Raw genomic sequence first — 19,651 nt, forward strand, 5'->3', positions numbered from 1 at the left:
GTGATGGAAGGGGATGTGTGCCGGCCGGACGACGGTCGCCGCCTCACCTGAGGTGTCCGCGTCCGTATCGGGCGGTGAGCTGGTCGCCGAGGATCCCGATGTTGATGATCAGCAGCGACAGTGCGACGCCGGGCAGAGCCGAGATCCACCAGGCGGTTTCGAGATACTGCTTTCCGTTGGCGATGGTCTGGCCCCAGGACACCGCCGAGTTGGGCAGGCCGATGCCGAGGAAGCTGAGCCCGGCCTCGGCCAGCACGACGAGAGCGAACTCCAGCGTCGCCAGGGCGACCACCGGGCCGACCGTGAGCGGCAGGATGTGCCGCACCAGGATGGACGCCGGCCGTACGCCGAGCACGCGGGCCGCGTCGATCCAGGCCCGCTCCCGCATCGACAGGGCGACGCCGCGGGTGACCCGCGCGAACGAGATCCAGGCCGTCGCCGAGAGCGCGATCACCACCACCAGGACGCTGCGCTCGAAGGCGCCCGCGATCACGATGGTCAGCAGGATCGCCGGGAAGGCCAGCAGGATGTCGATGCCGCGGGCGAGCACCGTGTCCAGCCGGCCGCGGAAGTAGCCGGCGACGATGCCGACGCTCACGCCGATCAGGCAGCAGACGACGACCGTCGAGACACCGATGATCATCGAGGTGCGGGCACCGTAGACGACCTGGGCGAGGACGTCACGGCCGAGGGCGTCGGTGCCGAGCCAGGCGACGCCGCCCGACGCGAGCCGCGATCCCGGGCCGAGCAGCCGGTCGTCGAGAGAGACGCGCACGGGGTTGTAGTCGATGACCAGCGGCCCCACCCCGGCGACCACGAGGTACAGGGCGAGCACGGCGTACGGGATCCGGCCGAGCCACCGGCCACGCACCACAGGCCGGCCAATGGCGACGGCGGTCATGCCGCACCGTCCAGCTTGATGCGCGGGTCGAGCTGGGAGTACAGCAGGTCGGCGACGAGGTTGAACAGCATCACGATGCCCGCGATCAGAAAGGTGGCCGCCTGCACGACCGCGTAGTCACGGTTGGAGACCGCGTCCACCACGAGCGTACCGAGCCCGGGCCAGGCGAAGACGTTCTCGACCACGACCGCGCCGCCCATCAGGCCGCCCATGTGCAGCCCGACGATGGTCACCACGGGGATGAGGGAGTTGCGCAGCGCGTGGCCGAGCAGCACCTGCTGCTCGGTGAGCCCTTTTGACCGGGCCGTCTGGATGTACGGCTCGCGCATCGTCTCCGCGACGCTGGTCCTGGTCAGGCGGGCCACGATGGCGGTGAACGGCAGCGCCAGCGTGAACGCCGGCAGGACCAGGTGCGCGGGCGAGCCCGCCCCCGCGCTGGGCAGCAGGCGGAAGGCCAGCGCGAAGACGAGGATCAGCATGATGCCCACCCAGAAGGTGGGGAAGGACTGCAGGGCGATGGTGCCGGCGGTGACCAGCCGATCGACGGCCCCGCCCGGACGCGCGCCGGCCAGCAGTCCGAGCACGAGGCCGAGGGAGACGGCGATGACGGTGGAGGCGAGCATCAGGTCGGCGGTCGCGGGCAGGCGCTCGAACACCTCCGACATCGCCGGCCGGTCGAACCGGTAGGAGTCGCCGAACTGTAACCGGGCCACCTCGCCGAGGTAGCCGAGATACTGGCTGAACACCGGCCGGTCGAGCCCGAGCTTCCCGGTGAGCTGGTCCACCTGCTCCCGGCTCGCGCCCGGGCCCAGCAGGATCGTCGCCGGATCACCCGGGGCGACCCGGACGATGAGGAAGATGAGTGAGGCGGCGCCCCACATCACCAGCACGCCCACGAGCAGTCGTTTGGCGATGACCCGGATCATGTGGGCTTTCCTGGTTCGGTCACTGCTGTCTCCTTGGTGGGGCCACGGTCGCGCCCGGCGTGAGGGGGCACTCGACGTTCTCTCTGGGGGCCTCCGGCTCGGGTGTCTCCAGCAGTCGCACCAGCAGGTGGGTGGCCTGCCGGCCCATCTGCTCCCGCGGGACCACCAGGCCGGTCCAGGGCGTGTCGGTGCGGCGCGCGCCGGTGGAGTCGCCCAGCACGACGATGCTCAGGTCGTCCGGGACGGACATCCCGTGCCGTTGCGCGCACGCCAGGAGCTCCTCGGCCAGGAGGACCTGCTCCGCCACCACGGCGGTGATGCCGACGTGCCGGATCTCCGCCAGGAGGCCCGCCACGTCGTCGGCGGATTCCAGCGTCCACACCGGGCCGGTGAGCCGCCTGGCTTCACCGGCGGGCATCGCCCGCCGGAATCCCTTCTCCCGGTCCCGGCTGGGCTGGGCGTCGCCGTCGCCGATCCGGGCGTACGCGACGCGCCTGTGCCCGAGCTCGAAGAGCCGTTCGGTGAGCTGCTGGGTCGCCGTGGCGTAGTCGGCCGCCACATAGGAGACCGGCGCTCCCGACACCTCCCGGTGTCCCACGTAGACGAAGGAGAAGCCGGTGTCGCGCAGCCGCTGGATCTCTTCGACGTCCGGGTCACGCCCGAGCAGCAGCGCGCCGTCCGCGAGCGACAGCCGGGTCGACCCGTCGCGGAAGACCTGCCGCTCGCCACCGAGGCTGGTGAACAGCAGGAGGTCGTATCCGAGCTCCGCCGCCGCCTGCTCCATGCCGAGCAGGAACGGGAAGTAGAAGTCGACGCTGGTCGTCGGGAAGACCGGCTCGAAGGTGAACACGCCGATGATCTTGTTCTGGCCGCCGGCGAGAGACCTCGCCGAGGCATTGGCGACGTACCCCCACTCGCGTATCGCCGCCAGCACCCGCTCCCGGGTCGCCGGGCTGATCCGGACGTCGGAGTCCCGCTCGTTCAGCACGAGCGAGACGGTGGCCTGGCTCACCCCCGCGAGGCGCGCGATGTCGGCCTGGGTCGGCCGCCGCACCGGTCCACGACTCATCTGGGCCTCCTGCTAATGCGCCTGACCCAACGAACGCAAAGTTTGACCCTCGCTTCTGTGAGACGTCAATGGACCTGGGCGAAAAAGAACGCGGGAAACCCGAGCGAATTACTAATACCCATTAGCATCTGGCGTCCTGTGCGGATCGCGGATACCGTCCGGAGCGTTTGCCGAGGGAGGTGCCATGGATACCGACCATCCGGTCGCCGGGATGATCATCCCGCTCGTCACCACGCTCGACCGCTTCGGGCGGCCCGACCCGCCGGCCGTCCGGCCGCTGCTGGCCCACCTCGCGGCCGCCGGCGTCACCACGCTGATGCTGGCCGGCACCAACGGCGAGGGCCCGCTGCTGCCCGCCGACGACGTCCGGGGGTACGCGACGGAGGTGTCCGCCATGTGGCGTGACCTGGCGGGGGCGTCCGCCCGGATCATGGTCGCCGCCGCCGGCACGGGCACCCGGGAGACCTTGCGGCGCATGGACCGCCTCGCCGGCCTCGACCTGGACGCCGTGGTCGTGCTCGCGCCGTCCTATTTCCGGCACACCGAGAGCGAGCTGCACGCGCACTTCCGCGACGTCGCCCGCCACGGCCGTCCCGTGGTCGTCTACAACAGCCCCGGCTACACCGGTAACCCCGTCCCCGTGTCCGTGATGCGCCGCCTGCTCGACGAGCCGGCGATCCTCGGGTTGAAGGACAGCTCGGGAGACGCCGCCCTGTTCGCCCAGTTCTGCGCCCTGACCGGGGAACGCCCCGATTTCCAGGTGGCCCAGGGTGCCGAACGGCAGCTCGCCGACGGGCTGCGCGCGGGGGCCGCCGGGCTGGTGCCGGGGGTGGGCATGCTCGCGCCCGCCCTCTGCGTCGACCTGCTCAAGGCCGGCCGCAACGGGGACCACGCCACCGCGGCGGCACTGCAGCACGACGTCGACCGGCTGGCCGCGCTCTTCGGAGTCCGGCCCGCGGCCAGTGGCGTGGTCGTGATCAAGACCGCGCTACACCTGCTCGGGCTCTGCCCGCCGCACGCCGCGGCGCCGTTCCTGCCCCTCACCGAAACCGAGCTCACCGAGCTGCGCGCCGCGCTGGCCCGGCTGCATGACCTCGTAGGACCACTCGACCCGCAATAGACCTGAGCACCCCCCAAGCTCCTGCCGAGGAGAGTCGCATGACCATGCCCATCAGCCGGCGGGCCTTCGCCCTCGGGCTCGCCGCGGGCGCCGCCGCGGCCGCCCTGCCCTCCCCCGCCGCGGCCGCGCCGACCGCGGCCCAGCCGTTCTTCGCGGAGGCCACCTTGTGGGACTCCGCCGTGGATCCGCTGGCCAGCTATCACGTGTACGGCCTGGCCGTCCTGCCCGACGACACGATCCTGGCCTGCACGGAAGGCCGGCACAAGGTATGCGACGCCGGACCGCACGACCTGCTCGTCCGCCGCAGCACCGACGGGGGGAAGACCTGGAGCCCATCGCAGACGGTCGCGGCGTCCGTCGACGGCGAGTCGTGGTCCAACCCCACCTTCGTGGTGGACCGGGTGACCGGCGAGGTGTTCCTCTTCCACGGGCTCTGCGTGCAGTTACCCGAGAACACCAGCTGCTCGGCCGACTCCAGCACGGTGTACGTCATCTCGAGCAAGGACGGCGGCGTCACCTGGAGCGAGCGGCGCAGCCTGGCCGGGCTCTTCGACCACTTCCCGTACAACTGGGCCATGCACGGCCCGGGGCCCGGTCACGGCATCCAGCTCGACTCGGGCCGGCTGCTCCTCACCGTGTCCCACCGCACCATCATCACCGGCGTCCCGACCGCCGATCGCCACTACGGCGCCTCCACCGTCTACAGCGACGACCACGGCGCCACGTGGCAGTCCGGCGGCGAGGTGCCGATGGGCGACGGCTACCCCGTCGTGGGCGAGGCCAGGCTGGTGCAGCGGGCGGACGGCACGGTGGTGATGAACAGCCGGCCCGGTTCGGGCAACGACTGGCCACGGGACATCGCGGTAAGCAAGGACGGCGGTGTCACCTGGTCTCCGCCCAGGATGGACTTCAGCCCCGCGCTCTTCAACGGCGTCGACACCGGCCTCATCCGCTACACCGGCGGACCGGGCAGCCGGGACGTCAACCGCGTGCTGTTCAGCCGGCCCGACTCGCCGATGCGCTGGAACATGACCGTCGCGGTGAGCTACGACGAGGGCCACTCCTTCAGGTACAGCCGCTCGGTCAACCCGGGCCGGGGATATTACTCGGACCTGGCGTCCCTGTCCGACGGCACGATCATTCTCCTCTACGGCTGCGACGGCGACCTCGACGGCAGTCCGCGGCGCGTGGCCGCCGCCCGGTTCAACCTGGAGTGGCTGACGCAGGGCCGGGACAGCCTGGCCACCGTTCCGAAGCTGACCGAGAGGACGCACGACCTGGGCCGCCCGGCGGTGCGGGCCCGGCGGTCGGGCGGAACGGTGACCGTGGTGGAGGAGGCCACGGCGCGCGGCGGCGCTCGCGCCGTCTTCACCCCCGGCGCGATCGGGGACCACATCGAGTACCCCTTCATCGTCGCCCCCGGCGGGCGGCACGAGCTGTGGCTGCGCTACTTCCGGTCCGTCGACGGGGGCCTCGTGACGGTGACCGTGGACGGGAAGGCGCCGCGCAACTCCACGCTGGATATGACGTCGTTCCGCGGCGACGGCTACGACGTCGTTCTCCTGGGCCGGATGGCGTTGCGGCCCGGCCCGCACACGATCCGCTTCACGCTGGCCGGCGCCGGCCGGGGTGGCGGCACGGCCGTCTCGCTCGACCAACTGAGCCTCGTCCGGGCCTCCGCCGCGCCGGACGTCCGCGAGGAGGTCACCGTCGACAACGGCGGGCTCGGTTTCGAGACCACCGGCACCTGGCCGAGCAGCAGGGGCGTCAGCGGGTACTACGGATTCAACTACCTGACACACGCGCGCGGCACCGGCGCCAACACCGCGCGGTGGCGACCGGCGCTTCCGGGCGACGATCGGTACGAAGTGCTGGTCTCCTACGCGGCCGACCCCAACCGCGCGACCAACGCCCCGTACGTCGTCCACCACGTCGAAGGCACGACTGCGGTGGCCGTCAACCAGCAGGCGCGCGGCGTGCCCGACCCTCGCATGGGCGAATGGACGTCTTTGGGCACCTTCTCTTTCCGGGCCGGCCTCGAGGGATATGTCGAGCTCAGTGACGCGGCCAACGGCGTGGTCATCGCCGACGCCGTCCGGTTCCGCCGGCAGGCGCCCGCATGACGGCCGTACCGAGCCCCGCCGCAGCGGTGGCGCTGCGCCCGCTGCCGCTCCCGGGCAGCCGCGTGACCGGCGGGTTCTGGGCCCGGCGGCTGGACGCCAACCGGGCCGCGATCCCGCTCGGGCACGAACGGCTGGTCGAAGCGGGCAACATCGGCAACCTCCGGATCGCCGCCGGTGAGGCCGCCGGTGAGGCCCAGGGTGCGAGCTTCCGAGACTCCGACGTCTACAAATGGTTGGAGGCGGTCGCCTGGGAATACGGGCGCAGCCCCGACGACGCGCTGCTGGACCACCTGCGTACGCTCGGCCGTACGATCGCGAAGGCGCAGCGCGAGGACGGATACCTCAACTCCGCCATCCAGGCCCGCGGCGAGGAGCCGTACGCACGGCTGTGGATGAGCCACGAGCACTACTGCGCCGGCCACCTGATGCAGGCGGCAGTGGCCGCGGCCCGGGCGACCGGCGAGACGGAGCTGCTGCACGTCGCCACCCGGCTGGCCGACCATCTCGCCGGCACGTTCGGACCCGGCCTGCGCGAGGAGCTGGACGGTCACCCCGTGGTGGAGATGGCGCTCGTCGAGCTGTATCGGCAGACGGGCGTGCGACGGTACCTGGACCTGGCTCACCACTTCGTCGAAGCCCGCGGGCACGGTCGTGCCGGCAAACCTGGCTTCGACCCCTCTCACTACGGCGATCCCGCCCACTATTCCGACCGGCTGCCCGTACGCGAGGCGGAGACGGTGGAGGGGCACGCCGTGCGCGCCGTCTACTTCGCGGCGGGCGCCACCGACGTCGCCATCGAGACCGGCGACGCCGAGCTGCTGGCCGCGGTTCGCCGGCAGTACGACGCGATGCGCCGCCGGAAGCAGCACGTCACCGGCGCCGTCGGCGCACGCTGGGACGGCGAGGCGTTCGGCGAGGCGTACGAGCTGCCGCCCGACCGGGCGTATGCGGAGACCTGCGCCGGGATCGGGGCGATGCAGTGGGCGTGGCGGCTGCTGCTGGCCACCGGCGAATCCGCCTACGCCGACCAGATCGAGCTGCTGCTGTACAACGCCCTCCTGCCGGCGGTGTCGCTGACGGAGGCGGACTACTTCTATGTCAACACGCTGCACCGGCGGACCGGCGCGCGCGGCGACGTGCAGCGGTCACCGGCGTACGGCCGCCGCCCATGGTTCAACTGCGCCTGCTGCCCGCCCAATGTGATGCGTACGCTGGCCGCCCTCCCCACGTACCTGGCGACCGGCACGGAAGACGGCCTCCAGGTGCACCTGTACGCCCGAAGCGCGCTGGCCTCGGGCGGACTCGCCGTGGAGGTGGACACCGATTACCCGTGGGACGGCCCGGTCACCGTGACCGTCCGCGAGGCGCCGCCGCGCGAGATGGAGCTGGCGCTGCGCGTGCCGAACTGGGCCGAAGGCTCCACCGTGGACGACAAGCCGGTGGAGTCCGGCGGCTACGCCCGCATCCGCCGGGTGTTCCGGCCCGGCGATCGGGTGGTGCTGCGGATGCCCATGCCCGCCCGGTTCCTGGTGGCCGACGATCGGATGGACGCCACGCGGGGGTGTGTCGCCGTCACCCGTGGGCCGCTGGTCTACGCGATCGAGCAGCCCGACCAGCCGTCGGGCGTCGTCCTGGAGGACCTCCGCATCGACACCGCCACGCCGCCGCGGCCCGAACACCGGCCGGACCTCCTCGACGGCGTGACCGTGCTCCAGGCCGGCGGCGCGCTCGTGCGAGGCGCCGCCGAATCCCCTTACCGGCCCCACGGGCAGCCGGCCCCAGCGGCGCAGCCCATGGACCTCACGCTGATCCCGTACTACGCCTGGGCCAACCGCGGCCCGCACGCCATGCGGGTGTGGATCCCCCAGCTGACGACATGAAGGAACACATGACGCCTTACGCCCACATCCAGGACTCGCTCGCCCGGGGCTGGAACACCTGGGACACGCGCAGCGTGCTCACCCACGTCCTCCTTCCCGACGCCCTGGGCCTGTCCCTCGGCATGAAGGAGTACTACCGGGGCACGTCGCTGCGCGCCGCCCAGATCGGCCGCCGCACCGAGGGCGCGGAAACGGTCACCCTGGGCCGCCACGCCTACGACGGCGGCTACACCGAGACGACCGTGACGTGGGCGGGCATCACGATCCGGGTGCAGACCGCGCACGCGGGCGACGATCTGGTCGTGCTGGTGACACCCACCGCCAACCAGCGCAGGAGCGCGCTGCTGACCGCCGGCGTCGCCTATCTGTGGAACCGGCCCGGCTCCGTCACCCGCGAGGGCGACCGGATCACCGCCGAAGGGCCCGGCGGGACCGTCCAGGTCTTCTGCACGGCCCCGCACGTCGACGACCCCTACACCGACATCGACGGGCCCTACCTGGCGATGGAGCTGACCGGCGCCGTCGGGATCAGCACCGGCCGCGCCCGCGACCTGCCGGAGATCGCGGAGATCGTCGCCTGCGCCTCGGCCGCGCTCGGGACTGCCGGCACCGATCTCCTGGCGCAGCACCGCGAGATCGTCAGGGACGCCATCTCCTGGAACACGATCTACGAACCCGCACGGTCCCGCGTGGTAACAACCGTCAGCCGGCTCTGGAACGTCGGCAAGCGCGGCGGCTACGCCCTGTTCTGCTGGGACGCGTTCTTCAACGCGCTGCTGGCGGCCGTGTCGAGCAAGGAGCTCGCCTACGTCAACACCGTCGAGATGCTGCGGGCCCTGACGCCGGAGGGCTTCGTCCCCAACGTCGAGCAGGGCACCGGCCGCAAGACCTACGACGGGTCCCAGCCGCCGGTGGGGTCGCTGGTGGCCCGCGAGCTCTATCGCAGGTTCGGCGAGCGGTGGTTCCTGGAGGAGTGCTTCGAGCCGCTGATGTCCTGGAACCGCTGGTGGTGGCGGGTGCGCCGGGACGGTGACCTGCTGTGCGCCGGCTCGACGTACTTCGACCCCGAGTTCCCCTCGCCGCAGGACATCCCGCGCATCCACCAGCACTTCGGCGCCACCTGCGAGACCGGCTGGGACAACCACCCCGTCTTCGAGGACGTGCCCTTCGACCAGGCCAAGAGCCTGCTCGCCGCCCACGACGTGGGCCTGAACAGCCTGTACGCGGCCGACTGCGAGGCGCTCGCCGACATCGCCGACCTCCTCGGCGACCGGGAGGCCGCGGCGGAGCTGCGCGAGCGGCACGAGGCCGTCGTGGCGGCGATGGAATCCCTGTGGGACGAGCCGAGCGGCATCTACCGCAGCAGGCGCACCGACACCGGGCTCCCGACCGGGCGCCTGTCCACGATGAGCTTCTACCCCCTGCTGGCCGGCGTGGGCGCGGGGGAACGTACCCGGCGCATGGTGTCCGGGCGTCTGATGACCGACGACGGTTTCGGCGGCGAATGGCTGCTGCCCACCTCCCCCCGCAGCGAGCCGGTTGACGTCGGCGAAGGCAGTTACTGGGCGGGGCGGGCGTGGCCGCCGGTGAACTTCCTCGTCTACCTGGGACTGCTACGCGCTGGGGAGCGGTCCGCGGCCGCGTGGCTCGCCGAAGGCAGCTCCCGGCTCGTGCTGAAGGAATGGAACGAGCACCGCCACGTGCACGAGAACTACTCCAGCGTCCACGGCGGCGCGTGTGACAAGCCGAACAGCGAGCCGTTCCAGACCTGGGGCGCGCTGCTGAGCCTCATCGTCCTCATGGAACGCGGCGAGGTCGACTTCTTCGAGAAAGGTGATGTGATTTGAGCGGCGCCGAGGCCGACGTCCTGGTGGCCGGGGGCGGGATGGGCGGGGTCGCCGCGGCGCTGGCGGCGCTGCGGCGCGGCCGGACCGTCGTGCTCACCGAGGAGACCGACTGGCTGGGCGGGCAGCTCACCAGCCAGGGCGTGCCGCCGGACGAGCATCCGTGGATCGAGCAGTTCGGCGCGACCCGCTCCTACCGCAGGCTGCGCACGGCCATCCGCGACCACTATCGCACCTGGTACCCGCTGAGCCGGGAATCCTGGGAGGCTCCCGACCTCAACCCCGGGCGCGGCACTGTCAGCAGGCTCTGCTGCGAGCCCCGGGTGGCCGCCGCGGTGCTGGCCGACATGGTCGGCCCCTACCTCGCCGCCGGGCGGCTGACGATCCGCTACCTGCACCGGCCGGTGGCCGCCGACGTGGACGGCGACCGGGTGACCGGGGTGACCTTCGCGGGCCCGGACGGCGAGCCGTTCCACGTGCGCGCGGCGTATGTGCTCGACGCCACCGAGCTGGGTGACCTGCTGCCCCTGGCGGGGATCGAGCATGTCACCGGCTTCGAGTCGGCCGCGGAGACCGGCGAGCCCAGCGCCCCCGCGAAGGCCCAGCCGGCCAACATGCAGGCGTTCTCCTGGGTCTTCGCCATCGAGCACCGCGACGGCGAGGACCACACCGTCGACCGGCCCAAGGACTACGCCTTCTGGCGCGACTACCGGCCGCCGTTCTGGCCGGATCGGCTGCTCAGCCTCGTCGCGCCCGACCCGCGCACGCTGGAGCCGAAGCCGCGCGCGTTCGTGCCGCACGCCTCGTCGGGGCCGGTCGTCTCCGACCAGAGCCGCGACCCGGGCGACACGGATCTGTGGGTGTTCCGGCGTATCCTGTGCCGCGAGGTGTTCGAGCCCGGCTTCGCGGTCAGCGACGTGGTCGTCGTCAACTGGCCGCAGATCGACTACCTCCCCGGACCGCTGATCGGCGTCACCGAGGGCGAGCGGGCCCGGCATCTCCAGGGCGCCAGGGACCAGGCGCTCAGCATGCTCTACTGGCTGCAGACCGAGGTGCCCCGGCCCGACGGCGGCACCGGCTGGCCGGGGCTGCGGCTGCGCCCCGACGTCATGGGCACCGCCGACGGCCTGGCCAAGAGCCCCTATATCCGCGAGTCGCGGCGCATCCGCGCCCGCCGCACGATCGTGGAGCACGACCTGTCGCTGGCGGTGCGCGGCGAGCACGGCGCGGTCGCCTACCACGACACCGTAGGCGTCGGGATGTACCGCATCGACCTGCACCCTTCCACCGGCGGCGACAACTACATCGACGTGGCCAGCTGCCCGTTCCAGATCCCCCTGGGCGCGCTGCTGCCTCTTCGTGCGCGCAACGTGCTGGCCGCCGGGAAGAACCTCGGCACCACCCACATCACCAACGGCTGCTACCGCCTGCACCCGGTGGAGTGGAACGTCGGCGAGGCGGCCGGCGCGCTGGCGGCGCACTGCCTGGACAACCGGCTCGAACCTGGGCAGCTCCACGAGGATCCCGCCGCGCTCGAACGGTTCCAGGCCGAGCTGGTCGCCGACGGATTCGAGCTGGCCTGGCCCCAGGTGCGGGGGTACTGACTCCTCGGGATTATTTGTCCGGACTTTTCGTCTTACGTAGGTGTTCATGGCTCAGTTAGTGTGAACCGGTGTGATCATGACGTGTTAACTCCCCGCTCGTGGCTCGCCGCCGCGATCATCGGCACGGTGCTCAGCACGGCCGTCGCCGTCCCGGCAGCGGCAGCCCACTCCCCCGCCAAGGTCACCGACCCCGCCAAGATCACCGACCCGGTACGCCACGTCGATCCGCTGATCGGATCGGCCAACGGCGGCAACACCTACCCCGGCGCCGTCCTGCCGTTCGGGATGATCTCGTGGAGCCCGACCAACACGGCGGGCGACCAGACCAACGCCGCGGGCGCCAACGGCTACTCCTACAACACGCCCCGCGTGCGGGGCTTCGCGCTCACGCACGTCAACGGCGCGGGCTGCCATCCGGGCGCCGCCGGGGACGTCCCGATCATGCCGTTCGCCGGCCAGGTCACCTCGTCGCCGACCGCGGACACGACCGACGCGATCTACGCCAGCACGTTCAGCCACGACAAGGAGAGCGCGCGGCCCGGCCGGTACACGGTCACACTCGACTCCGGCGTCAAGACCGACCTCGCGGTCACGACCCGCGCGGGCGTGGGCGAGTTCACCTTCCCGGAGGGCTCGCCGGCCAGCCTGCTGTTCCGGGTGTCCAACTCGCTCAACGGCAGCGAGGACGCCGAGATCACCATCGACCCCGCCACCCGTACGGTCACCGGCTCGGTGCTGACCGGCGCGTTCTGCGGCCGCCGGGCCAACGGCGGCGTCAACAACCGCAAGAGCTACTACCGGCTGCACTTCGCCGCCTCGTTCGACCGCGCCTTCGCCGCCACCGGCACCTGGGTCAACGGCGACCTGCGGCCCGGCACGACGACGGCGAGCGGCGGCGAGGGCTACGCCACGGGCGCCGACCGCGCGGGCCGCGGCTCCGGCGGGTACGTCACCTTCGACGGCGCCGACGTCCGCATGAAGGTCGGCATCTCCTACACCAGCCTGGCGGCGGCCAGGCAGAACCTGGCCGAGGAGATCTCCGGGCGGGACGACGTCGCGTCCGTGGCCGCCCGGGCCACCCGCGCCTGGAACGAGCGGCTGCGCTCGGTCGAGGTGGCCGGCGGCTCGGCGGACCGGCTGACCACGTTCTACACGGCGATGTACCACTCCTACCTGCAGCCCAACGTGACCAGCGACGTCGCGGGCACCTATCTCGGCAGCGACCAGACGGTGCACCGGCTGGCCCGGGGGCAGGGCGTCCAGTACGGCAACTTCTCCGGCTGGGACCAGTACCGCGCGCACACCCAGCTCCTGGCCCTGCTCGAACCGCGGGTCGCCGGCGACTACGCCCAGTCCCTGTACAACCTGGCGCGGCAGAACGGCGGCGTCTGGGACCGCTGGGTGCACGTCAACGGTCCCACCCACGTGATGACCGGCGACCCGTCGGCCCCCGCCCTCGCCGGCTTCTACGCGCTCGGCGTGCGCAACTTCGACGTGCGCGGGGCCTTCGACTCCCTGCTGGCGCAGGCGACCGTGCCGCACCCGTCCGGCCTGTCCGACAAGGGATGCCCGGGGCAGTGCGAGGGCCAGCGCCCGAACCTGGCCGAGTACCTGCGGCTCGGCTACGCGCCCCAGGACACCTGCCACTGCTGGGGCGGCGCGGCGGAGACGTTGGAGGACGCGACCGCCGACTTCGCGCTCGCGGACTGGGCGGGCCGGCTCGGCCGGGACGCCGAGCGCGACCTGCTGATGCCGCGGGCGAGCTGGTGGCGTAACACGTTCAACCCGTCGGCCGGCCCGGAGGGCGGCTACCAGCAGGCGCGCAAGGCCGACGGCAGCTGGCTGTGGCCGTTCTCGGCGACCTCCGACGCCGGTTTCGCGCAGGGCACCAGCGCCACCTACACCTGGATGGTCCAGCACGACGTCTCCGGGCTGGCCGCCGCCATGGGCGGCCGGCAGCAGGCGGCCAAGCGGCTCGACACGTTCTTCCACCGCGCCGACGGCTCGTGGGCGACCGGCGGAGACGGCTTCCGCTACGACCCGACGAACGAGCCCGGCATCCACGTCCCGTGGCTCTACAACGCGCTCGGCCGGCCGTGGAAGACCCAGGAGACCGTGCGCGCGATGGCGTCCCTCGTGTACCGGACCGGCCCCGGCGGCCTGCCCGGCAACGACGACCTCGGCACCATGTCCGCCTGGTACGTCTTCGCCGCGCTCGGCATGTACCCCCAGACGCCGAGCCGGGCCGAGATGCTGCTGTCCAGCCCCATGTTCCCGAAGGCGTGGATCAAGCGCGGCAACGGCCGCACGATCACCGTGAGCGCCCCGCAGGCCGCCCCCGACGCCGTCTACGTCCAGGACGTGCGGGTCAACGGCCGGGCGTACACCCGCTCCTGGCTGCCCGAGTCCCTGCTGAACCAGGGCGGCGACATCGTGGTCACCGTCGGCGCCACCCCTGACACCTCGTGGGCGACCGCACCTGGCGACCTCCCCGTCGACCGCGTCCCCGCCGCCGACGCCCCGATCCCGAACCTGCCCGCCGCGTGCGAGCCGTCCGGCTCCTCCTGCGCCCAGAGACTCCAGTACGACGTGGACGGCGTGGCCACCACGGACGCCAAGGCCCAGGGCAACCTGGACGGCAAGGGCTGGAGCTTCCCCGCCGAGCAACTGCCCGAGCCGGGCATGCGCACGGTGTCGGGCGGCGCCTACCTGATCCCGGAGACCAGGGGCACGGCGGGCAACTTCCACAGCCTGCGCGGCCAGCGCACCTACCTCACGCCGGGCCGCTACCAGGCCCTCGACCTGCTGGTCACGGCCGTGAACGGCGACCAGCAGACCGAGCTGACGATCACCTACGCGGACGGCACGACCTCTGCGGCCCCGCTGAAGGTGACCGACTGGGCGAGCGCGTCACCGCACTTCGGCGAGGAGGCGGCGATCACGGCCGGCACCCGCTACAACGTCAACGGCACCGCCGACGGGCGCAAGGTGAGCATCTGGCGGGTGCCGGTGCCGGTGGACGCGGCCCGCGAGGCGGTCTCGTTCACCAGCCCGGCGATGCCCAACGTCAAGATCTTCGCCCTCACGACCCGCACCTGACCGCCCGCCGTGCCCACCCGCTCACACGCGCCGGCATTTCCACCCGGCACGGCGGGCGGGCACGGCGGGCGGGCACCGCTGTGGGTCACGGGCGGGCGGGCAGCACCACGACCGCAGTGGCGGTCGCGCGGGAACCGGGCCGACGGGACACCCCCTCAGAGGCTCGCGGGCGTGGTGAAGGCGGCGCGGTCGGGGTCCGGGAGCCATTGGCGGCGCGGATCGAACGGCTGGTACTTGTCCCTGACATACCGGACGAGCCGGGCCAGCACCGGGTGATGGCTGTGCCGATGGAAGATCAGTGAGCACGGGTACACGGGGGCGGGGGCGACGACCGGGATCTGGAGGGTGCGCGGGTTCCAGGGCATCCGGAGCCGCCCCCCTACGAACCCGATGCGTTCACCGCGGGCGATCTGCTCCGTGAAGTACTCCCAGCCGAAGTCCGGCCCCGCGGTGTCGAGCGGGATGTCGAACGCGGCGCTCAGGAGGCCGTAGAACTCGGCCCACTCACTGCCCGGGACGTTGCCGGGCATCCACACGGTCGAGCCGGACAGGCGTTCGGCCTCCACCTCCCGCAGGCCGGCGAGCGGATGGTCGCGGCCGACCAGCAGATGCACGGGGTCGAGGTAGGCCGGCACGTGCCGGAGGTCCTCCTCCAGCGTCCCGCTGACGCGGGCGAAGGCGGCGTCGATGGACCCGCGGGCGAGCGCGCCGCGTGCCGATCTGAGCCCGTTCGAGGTGATGACCTCGACGTCCACGTCCTCGGCGGTCTCGTGGAACTCCCGGATCAGGTCGCTGGAGTGCATCCGGGTGTCCATGACGTCGACCCGGAGCGAGCGGCGCCGGCCGCGCAGCACCTCGCGTGCCTGGTCGGCGATGCCGACGAGGGCGCGGGCGTGATGCAGGAACGCCTTGCCGTCCTCGGTGAGGTCGGCCCCCGTGCGGGTGCGGGAGAACAGCCGTACGCCGAGGTCGGACTCCAGCTTGGCGATCCGCTTGGAGACGGCCTGCTGGCTGATGCCCAGCCTGGCGGCGGCCTCGCTGAAGTAGCGGTCCTCGGTGATGGCCACGAAGGCGCGGACGGCGGCGAGATCCAGGTCGGGCGCCGCCTCTTCAACCACTGTTGGTTGTGGTTCTTCGGTGTGTCGATTGTTGGACAACCGGTCCTGCTCTCGGGTCGAATGCTCGGGTTCGCGGGTGAGCCTACAACCAGGAGGCGTGGTCTCGGTGGGATCTTTCGTGCATCTCCACGTGCATACGGAGTACAGCATGCTTGACGGCGCGGCCAAGGTCGGGCTGTTGATGGATGAGGTCTCCCGGCAGGGGATGCCCGCGGTGGCGATGAGCGACCACGGCAACGTACACGGGGCGTACGAGTTCTACCAGGCGGCGCGCAAGGCGGGGATCAGACCGATCATCGGCATCGAGAGCTATGTCGCGCCGCTCTCGCGGCGCCACCGGCAGCCGGTGTACTACAGCGACAACCTGGCGCTGCGCCGCTCCAACGACGAGACCGGCGAGGGCGGCGACGTCTCCGGGCGCGGCCTGTACACGCACATGACGATGTGGGCGACCGATGCGCAGGGCCTGCGGAATCTGTTCCGGCTGCAGTCGCGGGCCTGGCTTGAAGGCCATGTCCAGAAATATCCGCGTATGGATGATGAATTGCTCGCCGAGTACGGCCGGGGCATCGTCGCCACGACCGGCTGCCCGTCCGGCGAGGTGCAGACCAGGCTGCGGCTCGGCCAGTACGCCGAGGCCGTCGAGGCCGCGGCCCGCTACCGCGACATCTTCGGCAGGGACAACTATTTCCTGGAGCTGATGGATCACGGCCTGGCCATCGAGCGCCGGGTCCGCGAGGAGCTGCGCAAGCTCGGCAAGGAGCTCGGCCTGCCGCCCCTGGCCACCAACGACTCGCACTACGTGACCGAGAACCAGGCCCCGGCACACGACGCGCTGCTGTGCGTCGGCACCGGCAAGCGGCTGGCCGACGCCGACCGGTTCCGGTTCAGCGGCAGCGGCTACTACGTCAAGTCCGCCGCCGAGATGCGCGCGCTGTGGGACGCCGAGGTGCCGGGGGCCTGCGACAACACGCTGCTGATCGCCGAGCGGGTCGGCGACTACGGCGAGGTGTTCGCCCACCGGGACCTGACGCCGCGCTTCCCCGTACCCGAGGGTGAGAGCGAGGCCAGCTGGCTGCGCAAGGAGACCCTCGAAGGCGCCCGCCACCGCTACGGGCTGCCGTCGCAGGAGGTGCTCGACCGCATCGACTACGAGCTGTCGGTCATCGAGGCCATGGGCTTCCCCGGCTACTTCCTGGTGGTGGCCGACATCTGCCGGTACGCCCGGGAGCGCGGCATCGGCCTGGGCCCCGGCCGCGGCTCGGCCACCGGGTCGATCGTCGCGTACTGCACGGGGATCACCCAGCTCGACCCGATCGAGCACAAGCTGATCTTCGAACGCTTCCTCAACCCCGAGCGCATCTCCATGCCGGACGTCGACCTCGACTTCGACGACCGGCGGCGCGACGAGATGATCGACTACGTCACCCGCAAGTACGGCGACGACCGCGTCTGCCAGATCGTCACCTTCGGCACCATCAAGGCCAAGGCCGCCGTCAAGGACTCCTGCCGCGTGCTGGGCCTGCCGTACGCCCTGGGCGACCGCATCACCAAGGCGTTCCCCGCGGCGGTCGGCGGCAAGGAGATCCCGCTGGCCGCCATCCACGACAAGGGCCACCCCCGGCACGGCGAGGCGGCCGAGCTGCGCCAGATGTACGAGCAGGACGCCGACGTCAAACGGGTGCTCGACACCGCGGCCGGCATCGAGGGCCTCACCCGCGGCACCGGCATCCACGCCGCCGGCGTGATCCTGTCCAGCGAGCCCCTGATCGACGTGATCCCGCTGGTCAAGCCCAAGGCCGACGGCCCGGTCGTGACCGGCTTCCCCTTCACCCAGGCCGAGGACATGGGCCTGCTGAAGATGGACTTCCTCGGCCTGCGCAACCTCACCGTGATCGGCGACGCGATCGCCAACGTCCGGGCCAACAAGGGCGTCGACATCGACATCCTCGACATCCCGCTCGACGACGCCACCACGTACCGGCTGCTGGCGCGCGGCGACACGCTCGGGGTCTTCCAGCTGGACGGCGGCGGCATGCGGGTGCTGCTGAAACTCATGCAGCCCACCACGTTCACCGACATCGCCGCGGTGAACGCGCTCTACCGGCCCGGGCCGATGGAGATGAACGCCCACACCAACTACGCCCTGCGCAAGACCGGCAAGCAGCCGGTCGAGCCGATCCACCCCGAACTGGAGGAGGCCCTGGAGCCCATCCTGGGCGACACCTACCACCTGGTCGTCTTCCAGGAGCAGGTCATGGCCATCGCCCAGCAGCTGGCCGGCTACTCCCTCGGCGCCGCCGACATGCTGCGCCGGGCCATGGGCAAGAAGAAGAAAGAGGTCCTGGACGCCGAATGGGACCGTTTCTCCGCCGGCATGAGCGGGCGCGGCTTCTCCGCCGAGGCGATCAAGGCGGTCTGGGACGTCCTCGTCCCCTTCAGCGGCTACGGCTTCAACAAGTCCCACACCGCCGGCTACGGCCTGGTCTCCTACTGGACCGCCTACCTCAAGGCCAACCATCCCCAGGAGTACCTCGCCGCGCTGCTCACCTCCGTCGGCGACGACAAGGACAAGATGGCCGTCTACCTGTCGGACTGCCGCCGCCTGGGCATCAAGGTGCTGCCCCCGGACGTCAACGCCAGCCGGCTGGACTTCGCCGCCGTCGGGTCCGACATCCGCTTCGGCCTGGGCGCCGTACGCAACGTCGGAGCCGGCGTCGTGGACGCCATCGTCGCCGCCCGGGAGGCCCAGGGCCCCTACACCGACTTCAACGACTTCCTCGGCAAGGTCCCGACGGCCGTCTGCAACAAGCGCGTCATCGAGTCGCTGGCCAAGGCCGGCGCGTTCGACAGCCTGGGGCATCACCGCAAGGCCCTGGTCGCGATCCACGAACAGGCCGTCGACGCGATCATCGACGTCAAGCGGAACGAGGCCCGCGGCCAGGACTCGCTGTTCGGGGAGCCGAGCCAGAGCGACGCCTTCTCCATCGCGATCCCCGAGGGCGAGTGGGACGGCGTCACCCTGCTGGCCTTCGAGCGCGAGATGCTCGGCCTGTACGTCTCCAGCCACCCGCTCGACGGCGCCGAACGCGTCCTGGACGCCAACCGCGACACCACCATCGCCGACCTGCTGGCCTCCGGGCGGCAGGATGGGGCGACCCGGATCAGCGGCATCATCTCCGGCCTGCAACGCAAGGTCACCAAGCAGGGCAGCCCGTGGGCGATCGTCACCCTGGAGGACCACGACGCCGCCGTCGAGGTGCTCGTCTTCCCCAAGACCTACACCCTGTACGGCGAAGCGCTGGCCCAGGACCGCGTGATCTCCGTGCGAGGCCGGATCAACGTCCGCGACGAGACGATGAGCGTGTACGGCGAGGAGATCACCCTCCTCGACGTCTCCCGGGCGGACACCGAGCCGCCCGTGGTGATCTCGATCCAGGAGACACAGCTGAGCCTGCGGCTCGTCCAGGAGTTCAAGCACATCCTGACCACCCATCCCGGCCGCGCGCCCGTACACGTGCGCCTGCACCGCCCCGGCGCCAGGAGCGTGCTGCTGAACCTCCAGCCGTTCCGGGTCACCGCCGAGCCGGCGCTCTACGGCGACGTCAAGGCCCTGCTCGGCGCGGACGCGATCGGCGGAGCATGATCGGCGACTGGGCCTGCCCCCGCTGCCGCACCGACAGCGTCCTCGCGGTGCTGCGCCTGCCGCACACCTGGACGAACGCGGCGGGGAACGAGGTCCGGGGCGTCAGCGAGGTCCTCCTGTGCGCCCGCTGCGACGCCGGCGATCCGGCCGCCGGGCCGATCGTCACGTACTTCACCGTGCACGGATCCGTGCGGCCGGAGCACGCGGCTCAGCTGGCGCGGGGGCTGCGCCACTGGACCGATCGGGCGCGACCCCCGCGACCGGACGAGAACGCGGTGGCGGCCGAGACCGAAGCCTGGTACCGCGGCGAGCTGTGAGCGG

Annotated in this window: 12 protein-coding genes; 8 read left to right on the top strand and 4 right to left on the bottom strand. The window is 71.6% G+C overall.

The window, feature by feature from the left end; genetic code table 11:
- Positions 1–43: 43 nt before the first annotated feature.
- Genes ACIBI9_RS39510 through ACIBI9_RS39520 form a run of 3 tightly spaced genes read right to left on the bottom strand, consistent with a single transcriptional unit; the run spans position 44 to position 2,896 of the window.
- Complete coding sequence (locus ACIBI9_RS39510) at positions 44–901, bottom strand: ABC transporter permease (RefSeq protein WP_397230127.1); 858 nt, start codon at positions 899–901, stop codon at positions 44–46.
- Positions 898–1,827 carry an ABC transporter permease gene (locus ACIBI9_RS39515; RefSeq protein WP_397230129.1) on the bottom strand — a complete coding sequence of 310 codons (930 nt, stop codon included), beginning with the start codon at positions 1,825–1,827 and terminating at the stop codon, positions 898–900. Before ACIBI9_RS39515 ends, ACIBI9_RS39510 begins: the two co-directional genes overlap by 4 nt.
- Before the next feature lie 19 nt (positions 1,828–1,846).
- Entirely contained in the window at positions 1,847–2,896 is a 1,050-nt protein-coding gene (locus tag ACIBI9_RS39520; protein ID WP_397230131.1) for a LacI family DNA-binding transcriptional regulator, read from the bottom strand.
- Between the two features lie 184 nt (positions 2,897–3,080).
- Here ACIBI9_RS39520 and ACIBI9_RS39525 point away from each other — a divergent pair, with 184 nt between their 5' ends.
- The 6 genes from ACIBI9_RS39525 to ACIBI9_RS39550 all read left to right on the top strand — a co-directional run bounded on the left by ACIBI9_RS39525 (position 3,081) and on the right by ACIBI9_RS39550 (position 14,566).
- Positions 3,081–4,016, top strand: coding sequence for a dihydrodipicolinate synthase family protein (locus ACIBI9_RS39525; protein WP_397230133.1), 936 nt, complete (start codon positions 3,081–3,083; stop codon positions 4,014–4,016).
- 38 nt (positions 4,017–4,054) lie between these two features.
- The gene (locus ACIBI9_RS39530) at positions 4,055–6,139 is read left to right on the top strand and encodes an exo-alpha-sialidase (protein WP_397230135.1); all 2,085 of its coding nucleotides are present in this window, start codon (positions 4,055–4,057) and stop codon (positions 6,137–6,139) included.
- Entirely contained in the window at positions 6,136–8,019 is a 1,884-nt protein-coding gene (locus ACIBI9_RS39535) for a glycoside hydrolase family 127 protein (protein WP_397230137.1), read from the top strand. Before ACIBI9_RS39530 ends, ACIBI9_RS39535 begins: the two co-directional genes overlap by 4 nt.
- Before the next feature lie 8 nt (positions 8,020–8,027).
- Positions 8,028–9,866, top strand: coding sequence for an MGH1-like glycoside hydrolase domain-containing protein (locus tag ACIBI9_RS39540; RefSeq protein ID WP_397230139.1), 1,839 nt, complete (start codon positions 8,028–8,030; stop codon positions 9,864–9,866).
- Positions 9,863–11,467: an FAD-dependent oxidoreductase gene (locus ACIBI9_RS39545; protein WP_397230141.1), complete on the top strand. Its 1,605-nt coding sequence runs from the start codon at positions 9,863–9,865 to the stop codon at positions 11,465–11,467. The genes ACIBI9_RS39540 and ACIBI9_RS39545 overlap by 4 nt, the downstream gene beginning before the upstream one ends.
- A gap of 81 nt (positions 11,468–11,548) precedes the next feature.
- The gene (locus tag ACIBI9_RS39550; RefSeq protein ID WP_397230143.1) at positions 11,549–14,566 is read left to right on the top strand and encodes a GH92 family glycosyl hydrolase; all 3,018 of its coding nucleotides are present in this window, start codon (positions 11,549–11,551) and stop codon (positions 14,564–14,566) included.
- Positions 14,567–14,721: 155 nt separating this feature from the next.
- Here ACIBI9_RS39550 and ACIBI9_RS39555 read toward each other — a convergent pair whose 3' ends face one another.
- Positions 14,722–15,684 carry a LysR family transcriptional regulator gene (locus tag ACIBI9_RS39555; protein ID WP_397230145.1) on the bottom strand — a complete coding sequence of 321 codons (963 nt, stop codon included), beginning with the start codon at positions 15,682–15,684 and terminating at the stop codon, positions 14,722–14,724.
- Between the two features lie 97 nt (positions 15,685–15,781).
- Between ACIBI9_RS39555 and dnaE the strand changes: the two genes are divergently transcribed.
- Positions 15,782–19,330 carry a DNA polymerase III subunit alpha gene (gene dnaE, locus ACIBI9_RS39560; RefSeq protein ID WP_397230147.1) on the top strand — a complete coding sequence of 1,183 codons (3,549 nt, stop codon included), beginning with the start codon at positions 15,782–15,784 and terminating at the stop codon, positions 19,328–19,330.
- The gene (locus ACIBI9_RS39565; protein WP_397230149.1) at positions 19,327–19,647 is read left to right on the top strand and encodes a DUF6300 family protein; all 321 of its coding nucleotides are present in this window, start codon (positions 19,327–19,329) and stop codon (positions 19,645–19,647) included. The genes dnaE and ACIBI9_RS39565 overlap by 4 nt, the downstream gene beginning before the upstream one ends.
- Positions 19,648–19,651 lie beyond the last annotated feature (4 nt).

This window comes from Nonomuraea sp. NPDC050451 (assembly GCF_044458585.1).

Excerpts from the sequence above, each read along its gene's own strand:
- ACIBI9_RS39510 (WP_397230127.1), bottom strand. The coding sequence starts at position 901 with ATGACCGCCGTCGCCATTGGCCGGCCTGTGGTGCGTGGCCGGTGGCTC.
- ACIBI9_RS39515 (WP_397230129.1), bottom strand. The coding sequence starts at position 1,827 with ATGATCCGGGTCATCGCCAAACGACTGCTCGTGGGCGTGCTGGTGATG.
- ACIBI9_RS39520 (WP_397230131.1), bottom strand. The coding sequence starts at position 2,896 with ATGAGTCGTGGACCGGTGCGGCGGCCGACCCAGGCCGACATCGCGCGC.
- ACIBI9_RS39525 (WP_397230133.1), top strand. The coding sequence starts at position 3,081 with ATGGATACCGACCATCCGGTCGCCGGGATGATCATCCCGCTCGTCACC.
- ACIBI9_RS39530 (WP_397230135.1), top strand. The coding sequence starts at position 4,055 with ATGACCATGCCCATCAGCCGGCGGGCCTTCGCCCTCGGGCTCGCCGCG.
- ACIBI9_RS39535 (WP_397230137.1), top strand. The coding sequence starts at position 6,136 with ATGACGGCCGTACCGAGCCCCGCCGCAGCGGTGGCGCTGCGCCCGCTG.
- ACIBI9_RS39540 (WP_397230139.1), top strand. The coding sequence starts at position 8,028 with ATGACGCCTTACGCCCACATCCAGGACTCGCTCGCCCGGGGCTGGAAC.
- ACIBI9_RS39565 (WP_397230149.1), top strand. The coding sequence starts at position 19,327 with ATGATCGGCGACTGGGCCTGCCCCCGCTGCCGCACCGACAGCGTCCTC.